This window comes from Streptomyces angustmyceticus (assembly GCF_019933235.1).
Taxonomy (GTDB): domain Bacteria; phylum Actinomycetota; class Actinomycetes; order Streptomycetales; family Streptomycetaceae; genus Streptomyces; species Streptomyces angustmyceticus.
Genome location: NZ_CP082945.1, coordinates 275,397 through 290,419 on the forward strand (window position 1 = coordinate 275,397; position 15,023 = coordinate 290,419).

Here is a 15,023-nt window from a genome sequence, read left to right on the forward strand (position 1 = left end):
GGAGCGGCGGAGCCCGCCCGCGCCCGGCCGGTCACCCGGCAGGCGCGGGATGCAGGTACGGCTCGCCTGTGGGCACCGCGCGCCGCAGGCAGCGGAGCACGGCGGGCAGCAGCGGGTTGCTGTTCTCGCTGCGGTACAGCGCCATCACCGTGCGGTGCGCGGAGCGCTGGGTGACCCGGGTCGCCTCGATGCCGTCGCCGGGCACATGGCCGAGCGCCGGGACCACGGCCACGCCGAGGCCCGCGGAGACCAGTTCCCGCACCACGTCGTAGTTGTTGCTGCGGAAGGCGACGGCGGCCTCGAACCCCGCAGCGGCGCAGAGGCGGACGAACGAGCGGGCCCCGGCGGTGTCCTCCCGGCTGGTGATCCAGCGGGCCCCGGACAGCTGGGACAGCTGGCCGCCGAGTCCGCTGTCACGGGCCCGGAGCAGGACGAGGTCCTCGCGCAGCAGGTGGTGGCGGGCGAGGCCGGCGGGCCACTGGCGGGGGCTGAGGCCGTACTCGAAGACCAGCGCGACATCGAGGTCGCCGTGGCTGAGCGCGGTGACGAGCTCCTCGGGCTCGCCCTCCTCCAGTTGGATCCGCGCCCGCGGGTGGCTCTCGACGAGCGCGGACAGGGCGGCGGGCACCAGCCGCACGTCGGCGGTGGGGAAACTGCCCAGCCGCAGCCGGCCGGTGGCGCCGGTGGCCAGTTCCTGCACCTGGTGGTCCAGGTCGTCCATGGCCGCCAGCACATGGGTGCTGAGGTCGACCAGCCGGTGCGCCGCGGCCGTGGGACGGATGCCGTGCGCCTCGCGCTCGAACAGCACCAGGCCGGTCTCCTTCTCCAGCGCGGAGATCTGCTGAGAGATGGCGGAGGCGGTGTAGCCGAGGTCACGGGCCGCCAGGGCGAACGAGGCGCTGCGGACGACGGCCTTGAGGGTGAGCAGATGCAGTGGCTTCAGCAACGCGGGCTCCCAACGAACGGGGAGGGCGAGCATAAGCATCCGCGACCCTCGAACGCGAGCCTAAGCATTCCTTGCCCTCAAGACCGCATTCTTTCGTCCTGCTGGGCCTTGTCCGCGGCCCCCGACGGCCCACATCGTGGTCGGGACCAGGCGGAACACGACCGGTGAGCCAGAAGGAGCGAGCACGGTGACCTCGACAGCCCAGGGCGTCGGCAGCCTCGATGCGGCAGCGGTGGCCGCCGCCCTCGACGAGGCGGACTGCGGCACGGTCGCCGGCGACGCCGGCCGTCGGGCCCAGTACTCGGCCGATGCCTCCAATTACCGGCAGATCCCGCTGGCCGTGGTCTTCCCCCGCGAGCGGCAGCACGTCCTCAACGCGCTGCGGGTCTGCCGTGGTCTGGGGGTGCCGGTCACCGCGCGCGGCGCCGGGACCAGCACCTCCGGACAGGCCGTCGGGCCGGGCGTGGTGCTCGACTTCTCCCGCTGGTTCAACCGGCTGATCGCGCTGGATCCGCGGGCCCGGACGGCGACCGTGCAGCCCGGCATCGTCCTGGACGACCTGCAGCGCGCCGCCGCCGAACACGGCCTGCTGTTCGGCGCCGACCCCTCCACCCACAGCCGCTGCACCCTGGGCGGCATGATCGGCAACAACGCGTGCGGCTCGCACTCCCTCGCCTGGGGCCGCACCGCGGACAACATCGTGGAACTGGAAGTGGTCACCTACCGCGGCACGGTGGTCCGGCTCGGCGAGATGACCCGTGCGGAGATCGACGCGGCCGTGACCGCGGGAGACGACCGCGGCGAGCTGATCGCCGCCCTGGACCGGCTAGCCCAGCGCCATCTGGCGACGCTCCGCACCCAACTGGGGCGGTTCCCCCGGCAGGTGTCGGGCTACGCGCTGGAACACCTGCTGCCCGAACGGCGCTTCCACCTCGCCAGGGCCCTGGTCGGCAGCGAGGGCACACTGGCCGTCGTCCTCTCGGCGACCGTCCGCCTGCTGACACCTCCGCCCGCACGGACCCTGGTCGTCCTCGGGTTCCCGGACGCCGGTGCCGCGGCCGACGCGGTCCCCGCCCTGCTCCGGCACGAGCCGCTGGCCCTGGAGGGACTCGACCGCGCGCTGACCGACATCGTCACCCGGCCGGGCACCAGGGCCGCCATCGACACCCTGCCCGCCGGCCGGGCCTGGCTGTTCGCGGAACTCGGCGGGCCCGAGGACGCGCTGCCGCGGCAGGCCGCAGCGCTGGCCGGGACGGCGCAGCAGGCCGCCGGCTGCACCGGCCACGAGATCGTCACCGATCCCGTCCGCGCCCGCGGCCTGTGGCGGATCCGCGAGGACGGCGCGGGCCTGGCCACCCGTCTGCCCCCGGGCTCCGGCGGCGAGAGCGGGGCCGAGGCCTGGCCCGGATGGGAGGACGCGGCCGTCCCGCCGGACCAACTGGGCTCCTACCTGCGCCGGTTCACCGAGCTGCTGGACCGCTACGAGCTGCGGGGCGCCGTCTACGGGCACTTCGGCGAGGGCTGTCTGCACGTCCGGATCAACTTCGACTTCACCACCGAGCGGGGCACCGCCGTCTTCCGCGCCTTCCTCGCCGACGCCGCCCGGCTGGTCGCCGCGCACGGCGGCTCGCTGTCCGGCGAGCACGGTGACGGCCAGGCCCGCTCCGCGCTGCTGCCCTTGATGTACGGGCCCGACGTGATCGCCCTGTTCGAGGAGTTCAAGAACATCTGGGACCCCGACAACGGCCTCAACCCCGGCATGATCGTGCGCCCGCTGCCCGTCGACGGCAACCTCCGCGTCAGCCCGCACCGCACCCCGCTGCCCCTGGCCACCGTCTTCCCCTTCCACGCCGACGACGGCGACTTCGCCAAGGCCACCCGCCGGTGCGTGGGCGTGGGCAAGTGCCGCTCCGCGGACCACCGCGGCGAGGTGATGTGTCCCAGCTACCGGGTCACCCGCGACGAGAAGGACTCCACCCGCGGCCGCGCCCGGCTCCTGTACGAGATGACCCAGGGCGAAGTGATCACCGACGGCTGGCGCTCCACCGAGGTCCGGGACGCCCTCGACCTGTGCCTGTCGTGCAAGGGGTGCAGCGCCGACTGCCCCGTCGGCGTGGACATGGCCACCTACAAGTCGGAGTTCCTGCACCACCACTACAAGCGGCGCCTGCGGCCCGCCGCGCACTACACCATGGGCTGGCTGCCGCTGCTGGCCCGCCTGGCCGCCCGGTTCCCCCGGCTGGTCAACGCGCTCACCGCCTCCCGCCTGGCCCCCGCCCTCAAACGGCTCGGCGGCATCGCCGCGCAACGGGACCTCCCCCGTTTCGCCGACCAGACCTTCCTGACCTGGTTCCGCCGCCGCACACCCCGGGGCGACGGCCGGCGCGGCCCGGTCCTGCTGTGGGTCGACTCCTTCAACAACCACTTCAGCCCCGAGGTCCTCAAGGCGGGCGTGGCCGTGCTGGAGCACGCCGGCTTCCGGGTGCGGGTCCCCGACGGCACCCAGTGCTGCGGGCTCACCTGGATCACCACCGGGCAGCTCGGGATCGCCCGCCGGGTCGGCCGGCGGACCGTCGACGCGCTGGCCCCCGACGTCCGCGCCGGCGTCCCCGTCGTCGGACTGGAGCCGAGCTGCACCGCCGCCCTCAAGAGCGACCTCCCCGAACTCCTCGACGGCGACAAGGACGCCCGCGCCCTGGCCGGGGCCACCCGCACCCTGGCCGAACTCCTCGTCCACGACGCGCCCGGCTGGCAGCCCCCGCGGGTCGAGGGCCGTTCCCTCAGCCAGACCCACTGTCACCAGCACGCCACCGCCGGCTTCGGCGCCGACGCGACGCTGCTGGCCCGGATGGGCATCGACAACACCGCGCTCGATTCCGGCTGTTGCGGCCTCGCCGGCAACTTCGGCTTCGAACGCGGCCACTACGACGTGTCGGTCGCCGCGGGCGAACAGGTGCTGCTGCCCGCGGTGCGCTCGGCCGCCGCCGACACCCGGATCCTGGCCGACGGCTTCAGCTGCCGCACCCAGATCGCCCAGCAGACCGATCGCGGCGGCACCCACCTCGCCGAGCTGATCGCCCGGGCACTGCCCCCGGCCGGCTCCTCCGCCCCGCCCGCACCGTCCCTTCTGCCTACCGACAAGGAACACGCCCGTGACTGACGCACTCTCCCTCGTCGACGAGTGGGGCCCCGAGAAGATCGTCGTCGTCTCGCACCGGCGCACCGGCATGAAGGGCGTCCTGGTGATCGACAACACCGCGCGCGGCATCGGCAAGGGCGGCACCCGCATGAGCCCCGGCGTGACCGTCGACGAGGTGGCCCGGCTGGCGCGCGTCATGACCTGGAAGTGGGCCGCCGTCGACCTCTTCTACGGCGGCGCCAAGGCCGGCATCGTCGCCGACCCGGCCGCCCGCGACAAGGAGGCGGTGCTGCGCGCCTTCGCCCGCGCGCTGTCCAACGAGGTGCCCCGCGAGTATGTGATGGGGCTCGACATGGGCCTGACCGAGAGCGACGCCGCCATCGTCCAGGACGAGCTGGGCGACCGCGGCGCCGCCGTCGGCACCCCCGAGCACCTCGGCGGCGTGGCCTACGACAAGCTCGGCGTCACCGGCCACGGCGTCGCCGAGGCGGCCGACGCCGCCGCCCGGCACCAGGGCCTGCCGATGGCCGGCTCCCGGGTCGCCCTCCAGGGCTTCGGCGCCGTCGGCAGCGCGGCCGCCCGCCGCTTCGCCGAACTCGGCGCCACCGTCGTCGCGGTGTCCACCGCGCACGGGGCGCTGCACGACCCCGGCGGCCTCGACGTCGACGCGCTGCTGGCCGCCCGGGACGAGCACGGCGACCGGTTCGTCACCCGCCACTCCCCCGGCACCGCTCTCGCCCCCGGCGGCGAACTCACCGTGGACTGCGACATCCTGGTGCCCGCCGCGCTCCAGGACGTCATCGACCGCACCACCGCGCACGAGATCAAGGCGAAGCTGGTCGTGGAGGGCGCCAACCTGCCCACCTCCCCGGACGCCCGGAGCATCCTGGCGGAGCGCGGCATCACCGTGCTGCCCGACTTCGTGGCGAACGCCGGCGGCGTCGTCGCGGCCGCCTTCGCGATGGACGCCCGCTACTCCGGGTTCCGGCCCGACACGTCCACCATCGTCGAGACGGTCTCCACCCGGCTGCGCGCCAACACCCTGACCGTGCTCGACGCGGCCCGGCAGCAGCGCGTCACGCCGCACGCCGCCGGGCGCCGCCTGGCCGAGGACCGCGTCCGCACCGCCATGCACAGCAAGGGGCGCCTGCCCCGCGACTGAGGCGACCGCCGGCCGGGGCGCTCTGCTACGGGCAGGACTCGTCGCGCTTGACGACGGTGAGGGTGACCCGCCGGCCCTGCAGCGGGGTGCCCGCCGACGGATCCTGCGCACAGACCTTCCAGGCCGCCGGCCACAGCACATGGCGGCCGGCGCCGCGCCCGTCCTTGAGCCGGACGGAGGTGTCGTAGTGGAGGGCCGCGTAGGCGGAGACCAGCCGGTGGCCCGCCACCTGCGGCATCCTCTCGGGGCCGTCCGCCTGGGCCGGCACGGCCGGAACCAGGCAGCAGAGGGCGAGGACCGAGGCGGTGACGATTCTGTTCACGACCGGAGAACGATCACGACGCGCCACGGTCACCGAGGCCGGCACCCGTCACGGCGGCCACCACGCCCGTCACGGTCACCGGAACCGGGTCCCGCCACGGCCACAGAGCCGCGGCCCCCGGAACCCGCCCCGTCAGGAAAGCTCCCGGCAGAGCAGGGCCTCGGGGCTGTCCCGGTGGCCGGGGCGGCTGGTGTGGGCGATGCCCGCCGCGTAGGCGTCGGACGGGCACTGGCCCTTGTAGTGGCCGTACGCGAAGTCGCCACCGGGGTCGCCGGGCGGACGGTGGTCGCCACGGTCGAACCAGACGGTCTGCCCCGCCGTGCCGAGCGAGGTGCGGGCGGGCATGCACACCACGGCGGAGACCCGTTCCCCGCGCAGGCTGTACCCGGAGAGGAAGCTGCCCTCGGGGCACTGGAGTTTGCGGTAGCCGGGAGCCCAGTCCCCGCCGGCTGGGACATAGCGCTCGTCGCGTACGACCTCCGGGGGGCTTCCCGGCGCGCGCAGGTCGCGGGCGGTGGGGGCATCGGTGCACAGGCCGCGTCCCCCGGTGTGGCCGATGCCGATCATCCGTTCCCCGTCGGGGCAGGCCGCCTTGCGGGCTCCGGCGTCCCAGTCGCCGAGGGCCCGGGTGCTCAGGGACTGGACGAAGTCGCGGTGGTCGACGGTGAGCTGGTGCCAGACGGGCGTCGGCGGCACCGTCCCCGTCCGCTGCGGTGCCGTCATCAGCCGGTGCCACGCCGTCGCCCGCCAGTCGTCGCCGTCGAGGATCCCGCTGCGGCTCCCGCCGTTGTCGTAGCGCAGCAGGGCCCAGCCGTCCCCCATCGGGCGGCCCTGGCCGTCGGTGCTCCAGCCGACGAGCGGCCAGTAGGCGAAGTCCGTGTCGGTGGTGGCGAGGTAGTCCGTCATACGCGCGAACCAGGTGCGGGCGGCCTGGCCGCGCTCGTCGGCACCGATGCCGAATTCGCTGATCCACAGGGGTGCGGTGAAGTGCTGTCCGGTCTCGGCGGAGACGAAGAACGCCTGATCGCGCAGCGTGGCGTGCAACTGATCGGCGGTCAGGTCCTGATAGCGGGGGTCGCTGGTCTCCCCCACCCCGGTGGCGCCGCTGTGGTGCGGGCCGGTGTAGCCGTAGAAGTGGGCGGAGTAGACGAGCTTCCCGGAGCGGACGAGGGTGTGCGACAGCGTACGGACCGGGGTGAGGGTGGGGCGGCCGTGCGGCAGCCCGTCGACCGGCAGCCCGGTCCAGTTGATGCCCTCGATGATGAGGAGGAGCCGGGGGTTGGCCTCGGTCTGGATCCGGTCCGCCGCCTCCTGCGCGGCGGCCTGCCAGTCGTGACTGTCGCCCAGGCCCCAGTTGGGGTCGTCCCAGACGTCGCGGCGCACCTCGTTGTAGAGGTCCGCCCCCACGACCCGGCCGTCGTCCCGGTAGCGGCGGGCCATGAGGACCCAGTCGTCCTCCCACTGCCGGGTGGTCTGGCGGCTGTTCCACCGTTCGTTGCCGTCGAGGCCGCAGCACCAGCGGGTGGTGTTGGTGTGGTTGTTGAGGATGACGGCGAAGCCGTCGGCGGTCAGGGCCTCGACCACGGCGTCGAAGATCTGCAGCGGTGTCCTGCCGCGCAGCCGCGGGTTGGCGGCCACCGCGGCGTCCGGCACCGGCGCGGTGGAGTGGATCATCTCGTTGGAGAACGGCAGCCGGATGCTGTTGAGCCCCAGTGCGCGGAAGTCGCGCAGCAGCGTGGGGATGCCCACCCGGTCGAGCCCGACCGGGATGCCGTGGGAGTTCTGGCCCCCATGGTGACTGGCCGGGTCATCGATGTCGCCCGAACCGTTCCACGAGCCCTGCGCACCGTCCCAGTTGCCGGCCTTCCAGCGGATCCGCTTCCCGTCCGCGTCGACGATGTAGCGGCCTCTGGTGGACAGTGGTGCGGTCCATGCCGGGTCGGGTGCGGGCGCCGCCCTGGTAGCGGCCGCGGCCGCCTTCGGCGCAACGGGGGCGGCGGCGGCCGCGCCCGTGACCCCACTGCCCGTGAGGATGAGGACGAGGCATACCGCCACGGCACCGCACGCCGAACGTAAGAATGGCTTCACCGCATCCGCCCGCTCCCTCGGGTGTCCCCGCCGGGTCCGCCCGACGAGCAGCCCCGCGCGACAGGACATCGCTGCGGAGCATCGACAAGTTACCCACGGGTGCCGGACGACGCCATACCGCCTCGGCGGGATTTCCGGGACGGTGGGGGACGGAGGGGCCGTCGGCCCCGACACGGCCGGCGCTTCTCGGCCACAATTGGCGGCTGCGGTAGCCGGACGACGCCCGCGGCAATCCCAACTGCGCGCCCTCCAGGCCGCGTTGACCGGATTGGCGAAGGATCCGGCGCACGCCCGAGCGGCGCGGGGACCGACTGGTCCAGGGCGACGCCACCCCACGGCCACTACAGCCGGGAGTTCCGCTTCCCGTCCCGCGGGATGACGTGCACCATGCCCGGCTCGATCTTCTCGTCCTGGCCGCCGCCGGCCGAAGGCAGCAGACGGATGGTCTCGGCCTGAGCGGCAGAGGCACTGCCGCTGTAGGCACCGCGTCCGGCGACGACGGTGATCACCCGGGCGGCATCGGTGTCAGCGGCGCGCACGACCGGAGCGTTCACGACCGGGGCATGCGCGACCGGGGCGTTCGCGGCGGACGCGTTCATGACGGGCGCATCCACGGTGGCCGCGGAAGCGCCGGAACGCGATTCCGCCGCGCCGGACGCGGAGTGCTGGCAGGCGGCCGTCAGCGCAAGCGCCGCCGCGGCGATCAGCGTGGCGGCGGCGGTCTTACGGCCGCGATGGTGCGTGAGGCGATCCGACATGAGTCCCCCTGATGGTTCCGGTCCTGCGGCTCTACGGGCCCGCGATCCGGCGGTTCAGCGGTCCGGCGCAGCCTTGGGCCCCAGACTGCGGGTGCCCGCTGTTGATCCACTAACACGCGGCTAACACCCCGCCGGCTCCGGAACGCCGGCCGCGCCCTCGGCACCCGCTCTCCCCTCCCTCACCACCACGGGGCCGAGCGGCGTACGCCCCGGCCCGGCGCACCGGCGGCACCACCGACCCGCCCCATCGAGCACGTAGGGTGATCGCACCATCACGGAATCGAGTGCTCCGCAGTCACTCGGCCCCACCGGAGAAAGGGACCTGCATGCGCCCCCGCCCTCTCGCCACGGCTGCCGTTCTGGCGCTCACCACCGCTCTTCTCGCAGCCGCCGCCCCCACAGCTCCCGCTTCCCGCACGCCGCTCCCCGGTCAGGCCGGGGAGCGGCGTGCGGGAAGCACCGAGGTGCCCGTCAAGGGCGGTTCGGCCCGCTTCGACGCACCCCCGAAGACCCTCGCCGCGCTCAAGTCCCGCGGCGTCGCGATCGCCGAGATCGACACCCAGGGCCAGATCAGCCCGCACTACTCCACCGGCAGCATCCGCCTCGGCATCAAGAGCGGCGCGGTCACCAACAGCGGCGGCAAGGTCGGCGGCGAGCTCCGCTTCTCCCGCGCAGGTATCGCGCTGATCAACATCAAGACGAAGAAGGTCGTCAAGATCACCGGCTTCGTCGGCGACCTCTCGCAGGGCACCCTGTACGCCGTTCTGAACCGCCGCACGAAGACCACCCTGGGCACCTTTGCCCGGCCCCGCACCGTGTCGGCGATCGACACCGAGGCCGCCGTGCTGCGCATGGACACCGGCGTCACCGTCACCGCGACCGCCGCCGCCCGGCTCAACGCGGCCCTCGGCACCCGGTTCTTCACCCGCGGCGGGCCGCTGCTGCACCTCCGCGTCGACGCCGCCCTCGACCCGTCCGTCGACCTCGTCACCGCCCTCCACCTGGGCCGGCCCACCCCCCGGACCGACGAGGAGGACCGGGCGGTCCCCAGCGCACGGCCACGTACGGTGCCCGCCTCGCACCACTGAACGGCACCCACGGCGCCGCCCAGGCGCCTTGCCCGAAGCCTCGGGGCCGGGCGATGCCCGCCGGGCGATGCCCGTCGGCCGGGCCACCCGGACAGCCACACGAAGCAGGCAATCGACGAGGCATTCCCGACGGCATGCCGCCGCGACACCTCACCGCCCCCGGTCCTACGAGCCCGGCGGCCCAGGTGACGCCACGGTTTCCCCGACCCGCGAGGCCCGCTGGTCGAGCAGGGCGCGCAGCCGGTCGGTGTCCCCCGCCCTGCTCGTCCCGTGCTTGGGCAGCAGGGTGACGCCGGAGGCGTTCTTGTCACCGCTGAGCAGGACGAAGAGCCGGGGCGTCTCGGCGTAGCGGGGTACGGCCTGCCAGGTGACGGTGCTGCTGCCCTGCTCGGTCGCGACGGTGACGCCGGACTCGTCCACCACGATCCGCTGCTCGCCCTTCGCGGCGGCCAGCCGGTGGAGGCTCCTGGCCTGCATCCGCGTCTGCCCCATCAGGACCAGCAGGAAGACCAGCGCCATCACGACGACCGGCGGATCCACACTGTCGTCGCCCGCCCACGACAGCACCGCCGCGCCCACCATGCACACGGCCACGAGCGCCATCAGCCGGCGGGTGCGGCGGACCGATACCGAGACCCTCGCCCGGGCGCCCAGTGCCTCCCGGAAGTCCTCGACCGTCGGCCTGTACGACAACTCCACCTGTGCCACGCCCCGTTACCCCCTCGTCCATGTTCGCCGCCGAAGTATCCGAACGGAGATCCTAGCCCCGGCTTCCGCGCGGGCGGGGTGAGGTCGGTGCACCGCGGCCCGGCGGCCCGCACGCCGTCACTGCCGCCGGGGAGCCCAGGGCAGCACAAGCCCGTCACCGTCGCGCCGGGGCACCAGATGGACGTGGGCGTGGAAGACCGTCTGTGCCGCCGCCGGGCCGACGGCGGTGATGAGGTTCAGGTCGCCCGCCACTTCCGCGCCCAGCTCCGCCGCGCGCTGCATCACCGCGGCGGTCACCGCCGGGTCAGTGGTCGCGTCCCGTACGTGGCGGCGCGGGACGACCAGGAGGTGACCGGGGACGACCGCCCGGCGGGGCACGATCGCCAGGGCCTCCGGCCACTCGCGGACGAGCCGGGCGGACGCGGCCCCGGAGACGATGCGGCAGAACGCGCAGGACTCCAGCTGTTTCGCCGGTTCGCTGTGGATCAGCGGGCGGGCGATGTCGCGGTGCTCGACGTCGGCCACGGTGCCGCGTTCGGCAAGCCAGTCGGCGACCGCCCGGGCGACGGCCGGAGCGCGGTGGCGGCCGTACCAGCAGGCAACGTACAGATGAACGGCTTCTTCGGCGGCGGCCCGGTGCAGGGCCAGGATCTGACGGCCGGTGCGCTCGACGGTCCGCCGGGCGTCCGGGGCGGAGAGGACGTAGTCGCGGACCGCGGGGTCCAGTCCGGTGAGCGGCACGAGGGCCTCGGTGATGGCGGTGTCGGCCGGGTCCCACATCCGGTCCCGGACATCCAGCACGAGGGCACTGGTGTCGTGCCGGGGCGGGGCGCCCCAGCGGGCGCCGTAGGACGTGATGCGGACCGGGGCGACGCTACTGGGCATGACCTCTCCTGTCATCGGGCGGGCAACGGGGAACGGCAGGGGAACCGTACCGACAGGCAACGGGACCGTACCGACGGGCAATCGGTGTGCCCAGTTCCGGACCCGTTCAGCTTCCGGTCACGCTCGCCTCCCAAGCTCTGGAATGAGACATTCCGCTTGATGACCCCGCTGTGGTCAGGCACTGCCGGCCATGGCACGGAGGGCCTCATGGCCGGTATCGAAACCCACTTCCCCACCAACCGTCGCCGCTTTCTCCTCAGCTCCGGTGGCGCCGTCGCCGGCGTCGGTGCCGCATGGGCACTGCCGGGACAGCGCAGCGGCAGCGCCCCGGGCGGCGCCCCCGTACAGCCGCTCACCCGCACGTCGCCGGTCCGCACGGGCGCGCGGCGCGCGGCACCGTACGGGGCCACCACACTGGACACCGCGGCGCGCCTCACCGGCAGCGGCGGCTACCGCCGGATCACCTCCGGCCCCGGATGGCCCCTGGTCGTCCGCGGTGAACTGGCCGCCGCGGCGGCCGGGCGCCAGGACCGGCGCACTCCCCTCGCCTGCTTCCTCCAGTTCACCGATCTCCATGTGGCCGACGTCCAGAGCCCCTTGCGCACCGAGTTCCTGCGCGCCGGATCGCCGGGTTCGTGGCGGGCGCAGGAGGCGCTGTCGGTGGCCGGTGCGGTGTCGCTGGTCGAGCAGGCCAACGCGGTCCGCGGCGGACCGCACACCGGCCGGCCGCCGGCTTTCGTGATGTCCACGGGTGACAACATCGACAACCACTCGATGGTGGAGCTGGACTGGTTCCTCACCCTCATGAGCGGGGGCCGCATCACCCCCGACACCGGCGATCCGACGGGGTACGAGGGCGTGCAGAACTCCGGCCTCGCGCTGTACTGGCACCCGGACGACGCCCTGCGCGACCAGGACAAGTCACGTGGCCTGCCGCGGATACCCGGCTACCTCGAAGCCGCGATGCGCCCGGTCGTCAGCCCCGGCCTGCGGCTTCCGTGGTACTCGACGCCCGGCAACCACGACGACCTGCCGGGAGGGTGCCTGGCCCCGCAGGACCCCGAGCTGGCCGACTACATCACCGGGGCGCGCAAGCTGTTCTCCGTACCGGATGCCGATGTGGCCGCCTTCGCGAAGGTGCTGGACACCGGTGGCGACCCCAAGAGCACCGTCCTCAAGGACATCCTCCGCCACAACGCCGCCCGGGCCCGTACCGTGACCGCCGACGAGCGCCGCCGGATGTTCACGCCCCACGAATACCTGCGGGCCCACCTGGATCCGGCCATCAAGGGAGCGGGACCGGTCGGGCACGGCTACACCGACAACCACCTCGACGGCGACCGGATGTACTACTCCTTCACCATCGCCGAGGGCGTCATCGGCATCAGCATCGACACCACCTACCGCAGCGGCCACTACGAAGGGTCGCTCGGCACCGAGCAACTCCGCTGGCTGGAGCGGACGTTGGCGTCTCACAGTTCGCGCCATTACGACGCGGACGGCCGGCTGGTACGCAACGCCGGCGCCGACGACGCGCACATCCTGGTGTTCAGCCACCACCACAGCCCGAGTATGACCCGGCGCCCCGACGCGGCCCGCTCGGAGGAGAAGCGGCACGACGGCGAGGAGGTCATCGCGCTGCTGAGCCGGTTCCCGAACGTGGTGGCGTGGATCAACGGCCACAGCCACATCAACCACATCACGCCGCACGCCCACCCCACGGCCGCCCGCTCCTTCTGGGAAGTCAACACCGCCTCGCACGTGGACTATCCGCAGCACGCGCGGATCATCGAACTCGTCGACAACCACGACGGGACGCTGTCCCTGTTCACCACCCTCATCGAGTCCGCCGCCCCGCACCACACGGACTTCGACGACCTCTCCGCCGTCGGCCTCGCCTCGCTCTACCGCGAGCTGTCCTACAACGCCCCTGGGCTCGCCGCCGGTCTGGCCGACGGCGTCCACGAAAAAATGGCGGGCACCCCGGCGGACCGCAACACCGAACTCCTGGTCCGCCGGGGCTGAGCGGGCCCGGTCCCGCCTGTGGGGCACGGCCCGCCCCGTACGAGAGTCACTCGGCCGCCCGCACAGCCACCACCTGCTTGCCCACCACTCCGCCGCGCTCGAACGCCTGATGCGCCGCGGCGATGTCCGTCAGCGGATACACGCTGTCGACGACGGGCCGCAGCCCGCCGGAGGTCACGTAGTCGGCCAGGTCACGCAGCAGCGCGGTGTCCGGGTTGGCGCTCAAGGTGCGGATGCGGCGGGCGCCGTGCACGCTCGACGCGGCGATGGCGGCCAGAGAGGAGGCCGACAGCGCGATGGTGGCCATCCTGCCCCGGCCGGTCAGCCGGCGCCGGAAGGAGTGCAGGTCCGAGCCGACGGTGTCCACGATGACATCGAACGGCCCGGTCTCCTCCGGCGCGGTGGAACCGTAGTCGAAGACCTCGTCGGCCCCCAGCTCGCGCAGCGCCGCCGCATGGCGCTCGCGGGACAGCGCGGTGACATGAGCCCCCATGGCGTGGGCGAGCTGCACGGCGGCCGTGCCGACCCCGCCGGCGGCGCCCCGCACCAGGACGCGTTCCCCGCCGGTGAGCCGCAGCGTGTCGCGCAGCGCGAGCAGCGCGGTCGTTCCCGCGACGACCAGGGAGGCCGACTCCACCGGCGTGAGGCCGGCCGGCGCGGGCCCGACGCGGCCGGCGGGGACCACGACGTATTCGGCGGCTCCGGCGGCCGGGTACCGCTTGAGCGGCTGCACCGTGCCCCACACCCGGTCTCCCACCCGGTACGCGGACACGTCGGCCCCGGTCGCCGCGACGACACCGGCGAAGTCCAGCCCGACGCCGATCGGGAACCGGAACCCGGTCACGACGCGCAGTCCCCCTGAGCGAACGATCGTGTCGAGCCCGTTCACACTCGACGCCTCGACCGAGATCAGCACCTCGCCGGCGCCCGGGGCGGGGCGGTCCACGTCGTTGATCTGCAGGGTGGTCGGCGCACCGTAGCGGGTGATCTGGGCGGCCTTCATGTCGTGTTCCTTTCGGGGAGGGGGTGCCGGTGGGGGCGGCTGGGGTGGCTGGGGTGGCTGGAAGTGAGGCTCGGCAGGGTGACGCCTCGGAAGAGGCGGCGCCTCGTCCGGGGCGGCGCCTGGCGCACAGCGCGGGATGCGGCACGCACCACCAATCATCCAGTGCGTGTGATTTCTTTCTATCACACACGGCGTATGATTTATTGCGTGGCTTAAATCACACGACACGTATGATTCATGGATAGGATGAGCCCCATGCAGGAGCCCCTCCACCGCCGCCAGCCCACCCCGGGCAACCCACGAGTCCAGCGCACCCGCCATCGCGTCCTGGCGGTCGCACGCGAGCTGCTGCCCCAGGTCGGACCGACCGGGCTGACGTACGCACTGCTGGCCGAGCGCGCCGACGTCACCCGCCAGACCCTCTACCGCCACTGGCCCAACCGGGCCGCGCTGCTCTTCGACCTGATCCTGGAGGGCCCCGACCGCGGCAACTACCCCGAGCCGGGCAGCGACGTACGCACCGTGGCCACCGCCTGGCTGAAGAGCCTGCGCGACGGCATCAGCGAACCGGCCATCCGCACCGCGGTACTGGCCGTCACCGCCCAGGCCGACCACGACCCCGACAGCGCCCAGGCCCTGGTACGCATCGGCCAGGACCGCCGCGCGGCCCTCAACAAACTGCTGGAGCCCTCAGGCGTCCAGCTCGACGACGCCGAGCACACCCTGCTCTACGGCCCGGTCCTCGCCCGCCTGTTCCTCGACCGGAGCCACGTCACCGACGAGTTCATCGACACCGCCGTCTCCCAGTGGCTCACCACCCTCGCCTAGCCACGACGGCCGCAGCAGGCCCCGCCAGTTCGCGCTCGCAACGGGACCGCCGAGCCCCTGCACCGAGCCCT

12 protein-coding genes are annotated in these 15,023 nt (G+C 73.4%); 5 read left to right on the plus strand and 7 right to left on the minus strand.

Annotated elements, in window-relative coordinates:
• Positions 1-31: 31 nt before the first annotated feature.
• Positions 32-946, minus strand: a complete 915-nt coding sequence (locus K7396_RS01220) for a LysR family transcriptional regulator (protein ID WP_223659541.1) — start codon at positions 944-946, stop codon at positions 32-34.
• A gap of 187 nt (positions 947-1,133) precedes the next feature.
• On the opposite strand from K7396_RS01220, the gene K7396_RS01225 reads away from it, so the two are divergent.
• Together K7396_RS01225 and K7396_RS01230 are read left to right on the plus strand one after the other, a co-directional pair.
• Positions 1,134-4,106, plus strand: a complete 2,973-nt coding sequence (locus K7396_RS01225) for an FAD-binding and (Fe-S)-binding domain-containing protein (RefSeq protein WP_086717549.1) — start codon at positions 1,134-1,136, stop codon at positions 4,104-4,106.
• The gene (locus K7396_RS01230) at positions 4,099-5,247 is read left to right on the plus strand and encodes a Glu/Leu/Phe/Val family dehydrogenase (RefSeq protein ID WP_086717550.1); all 1,149 of its coding nucleotides are present in this window, start codon (positions 4,099-4,101) and stop codon (positions 5,245-5,247) included. The genes K7396_RS01225 and K7396_RS01230 overlap by 8 nt, the downstream gene beginning before the upstream one ends.
• A 25-nt stretch (positions 5,248-5,272) precedes the next feature.
• Here the strand turns inward: K7396_RS01230 and K7396_RS01235 are convergent, their stop codons facing one another.
• From K7396_RS01235 to K7396_RS01245, 3 genes are all read right to left on the minus strand, one after another.
• Positions 5,273-5,569, minus strand: coding sequence for a PASTA domain-containing protein (locus K7396_RS01235; RefSeq protein ID WP_223659544.1), 297 nt, complete (start codon positions 5,567-5,569; stop codon positions 5,273-5,275).
• Between the two features lie 132 nt (positions 5,570-5,701).
• Positions 5,702-7,726, minus strand: a complete 2,025-nt coding sequence (locus K7396_RS01240; RefSeq protein ID WP_373866869.1) for a glycoside hydrolase family 5 protein — start codon at positions 7,724-7,726, stop codon at positions 5,702-5,704.
• A 272-nt stretch (positions 7,727-7,998) separates the two neighbouring features.
• Entirely contained in the window at positions 7,999-8,415 is a 417-nt protein-coding gene (locus K7396_RS01245; RefSeq protein ID WP_086717552.1) for a hypothetical protein, read from the minus strand.
• 326 nt (positions 8,416-8,741) lie between these two features.
• Between K7396_RS01245 and K7396_RS01250 the strand changes: the two genes are divergently transcribed.
• Positions 8,742-9,503 (plus strand): hypothetical protein, encoded by a 762-nt coding sequence (locus tag K7396_RS01250; RefSeq protein WP_174886815.1) that lies wholly within the window; start codon positions 8,742-8,744, stop codon positions 9,501-9,503.
• Positions 9,504-9,668: 165 nt separating this feature from the next.
• Here the strand turns inward: K7396_RS01250 and K7396_RS01255 are convergent, their stop codons facing one another.
• Positions 9,669-10,211: a YcxB family protein gene (locus K7396_RS01255; protein ID WP_152104242.1), complete on the minus strand. Its 543-nt coding sequence runs from the start codon at positions 10,209-10,211 to the stop codon at positions 9,669-9,671.
• A 117-nt stretch (positions 10,212-10,328) separates the two neighbouring features.
• Positions 10,329-11,096 carry a RapZ C-terminal domain-containing protein gene (locus K7396_RS01260; RefSeq protein ID WP_223659546.1) on the minus strand — a complete coding sequence of 256 codons (768 nt, stop codon included), beginning with the start codon at positions 11,094-11,096 and terminating at the stop codon, positions 10,329-10,331.
• Between the two features lie 207 nt (positions 11,097-11,303).
• Between K7396_RS01260 and K7396_RS01265 the strand changes: the two genes are divergently transcribed.
• Positions 11,304-13,121: a TIGR03767 family metallophosphoesterase gene (locus K7396_RS01265; RefSeq protein WP_152104241.1), complete on the plus strand. Its 1,818-nt coding sequence runs from the start codon at positions 11,304-11,306 to the stop codon at positions 13,119-13,121.
• A 46-nt stretch (positions 13,122-13,167) separates the two neighbouring features.
• Here the strand turns inward: K7396_RS01265 and K7396_RS01270 are convergent, their stop codons facing one another.
• A complete protein-coding gene (locus K7396_RS01270; protein WP_152104240.1) occupies positions 13,168-14,124 on the minus strand; it encodes an NAD(P)-dependent alcohol dehydrogenase in 957 nt (318 codons plus the stop codon).
• Positions 14,125-14,379: 255 nt separating this feature from the next.
• On the opposite strand from K7396_RS01270, the gene K7396_RS01275 reads away from it, so the two are divergent.
• On the plus strand, positions 14,380-14,952 hold the full coding sequence (locus K7396_RS01275) for a TetR/AcrR family transcriptional regulator (RefSeq protein WP_086721282.1): 573 nt from the start codon (positions 14,380-14,382) through the stop codon (positions 14,950-14,952).
• Positions 14,953-15,023: the final 71 nt, after the last annotated feature.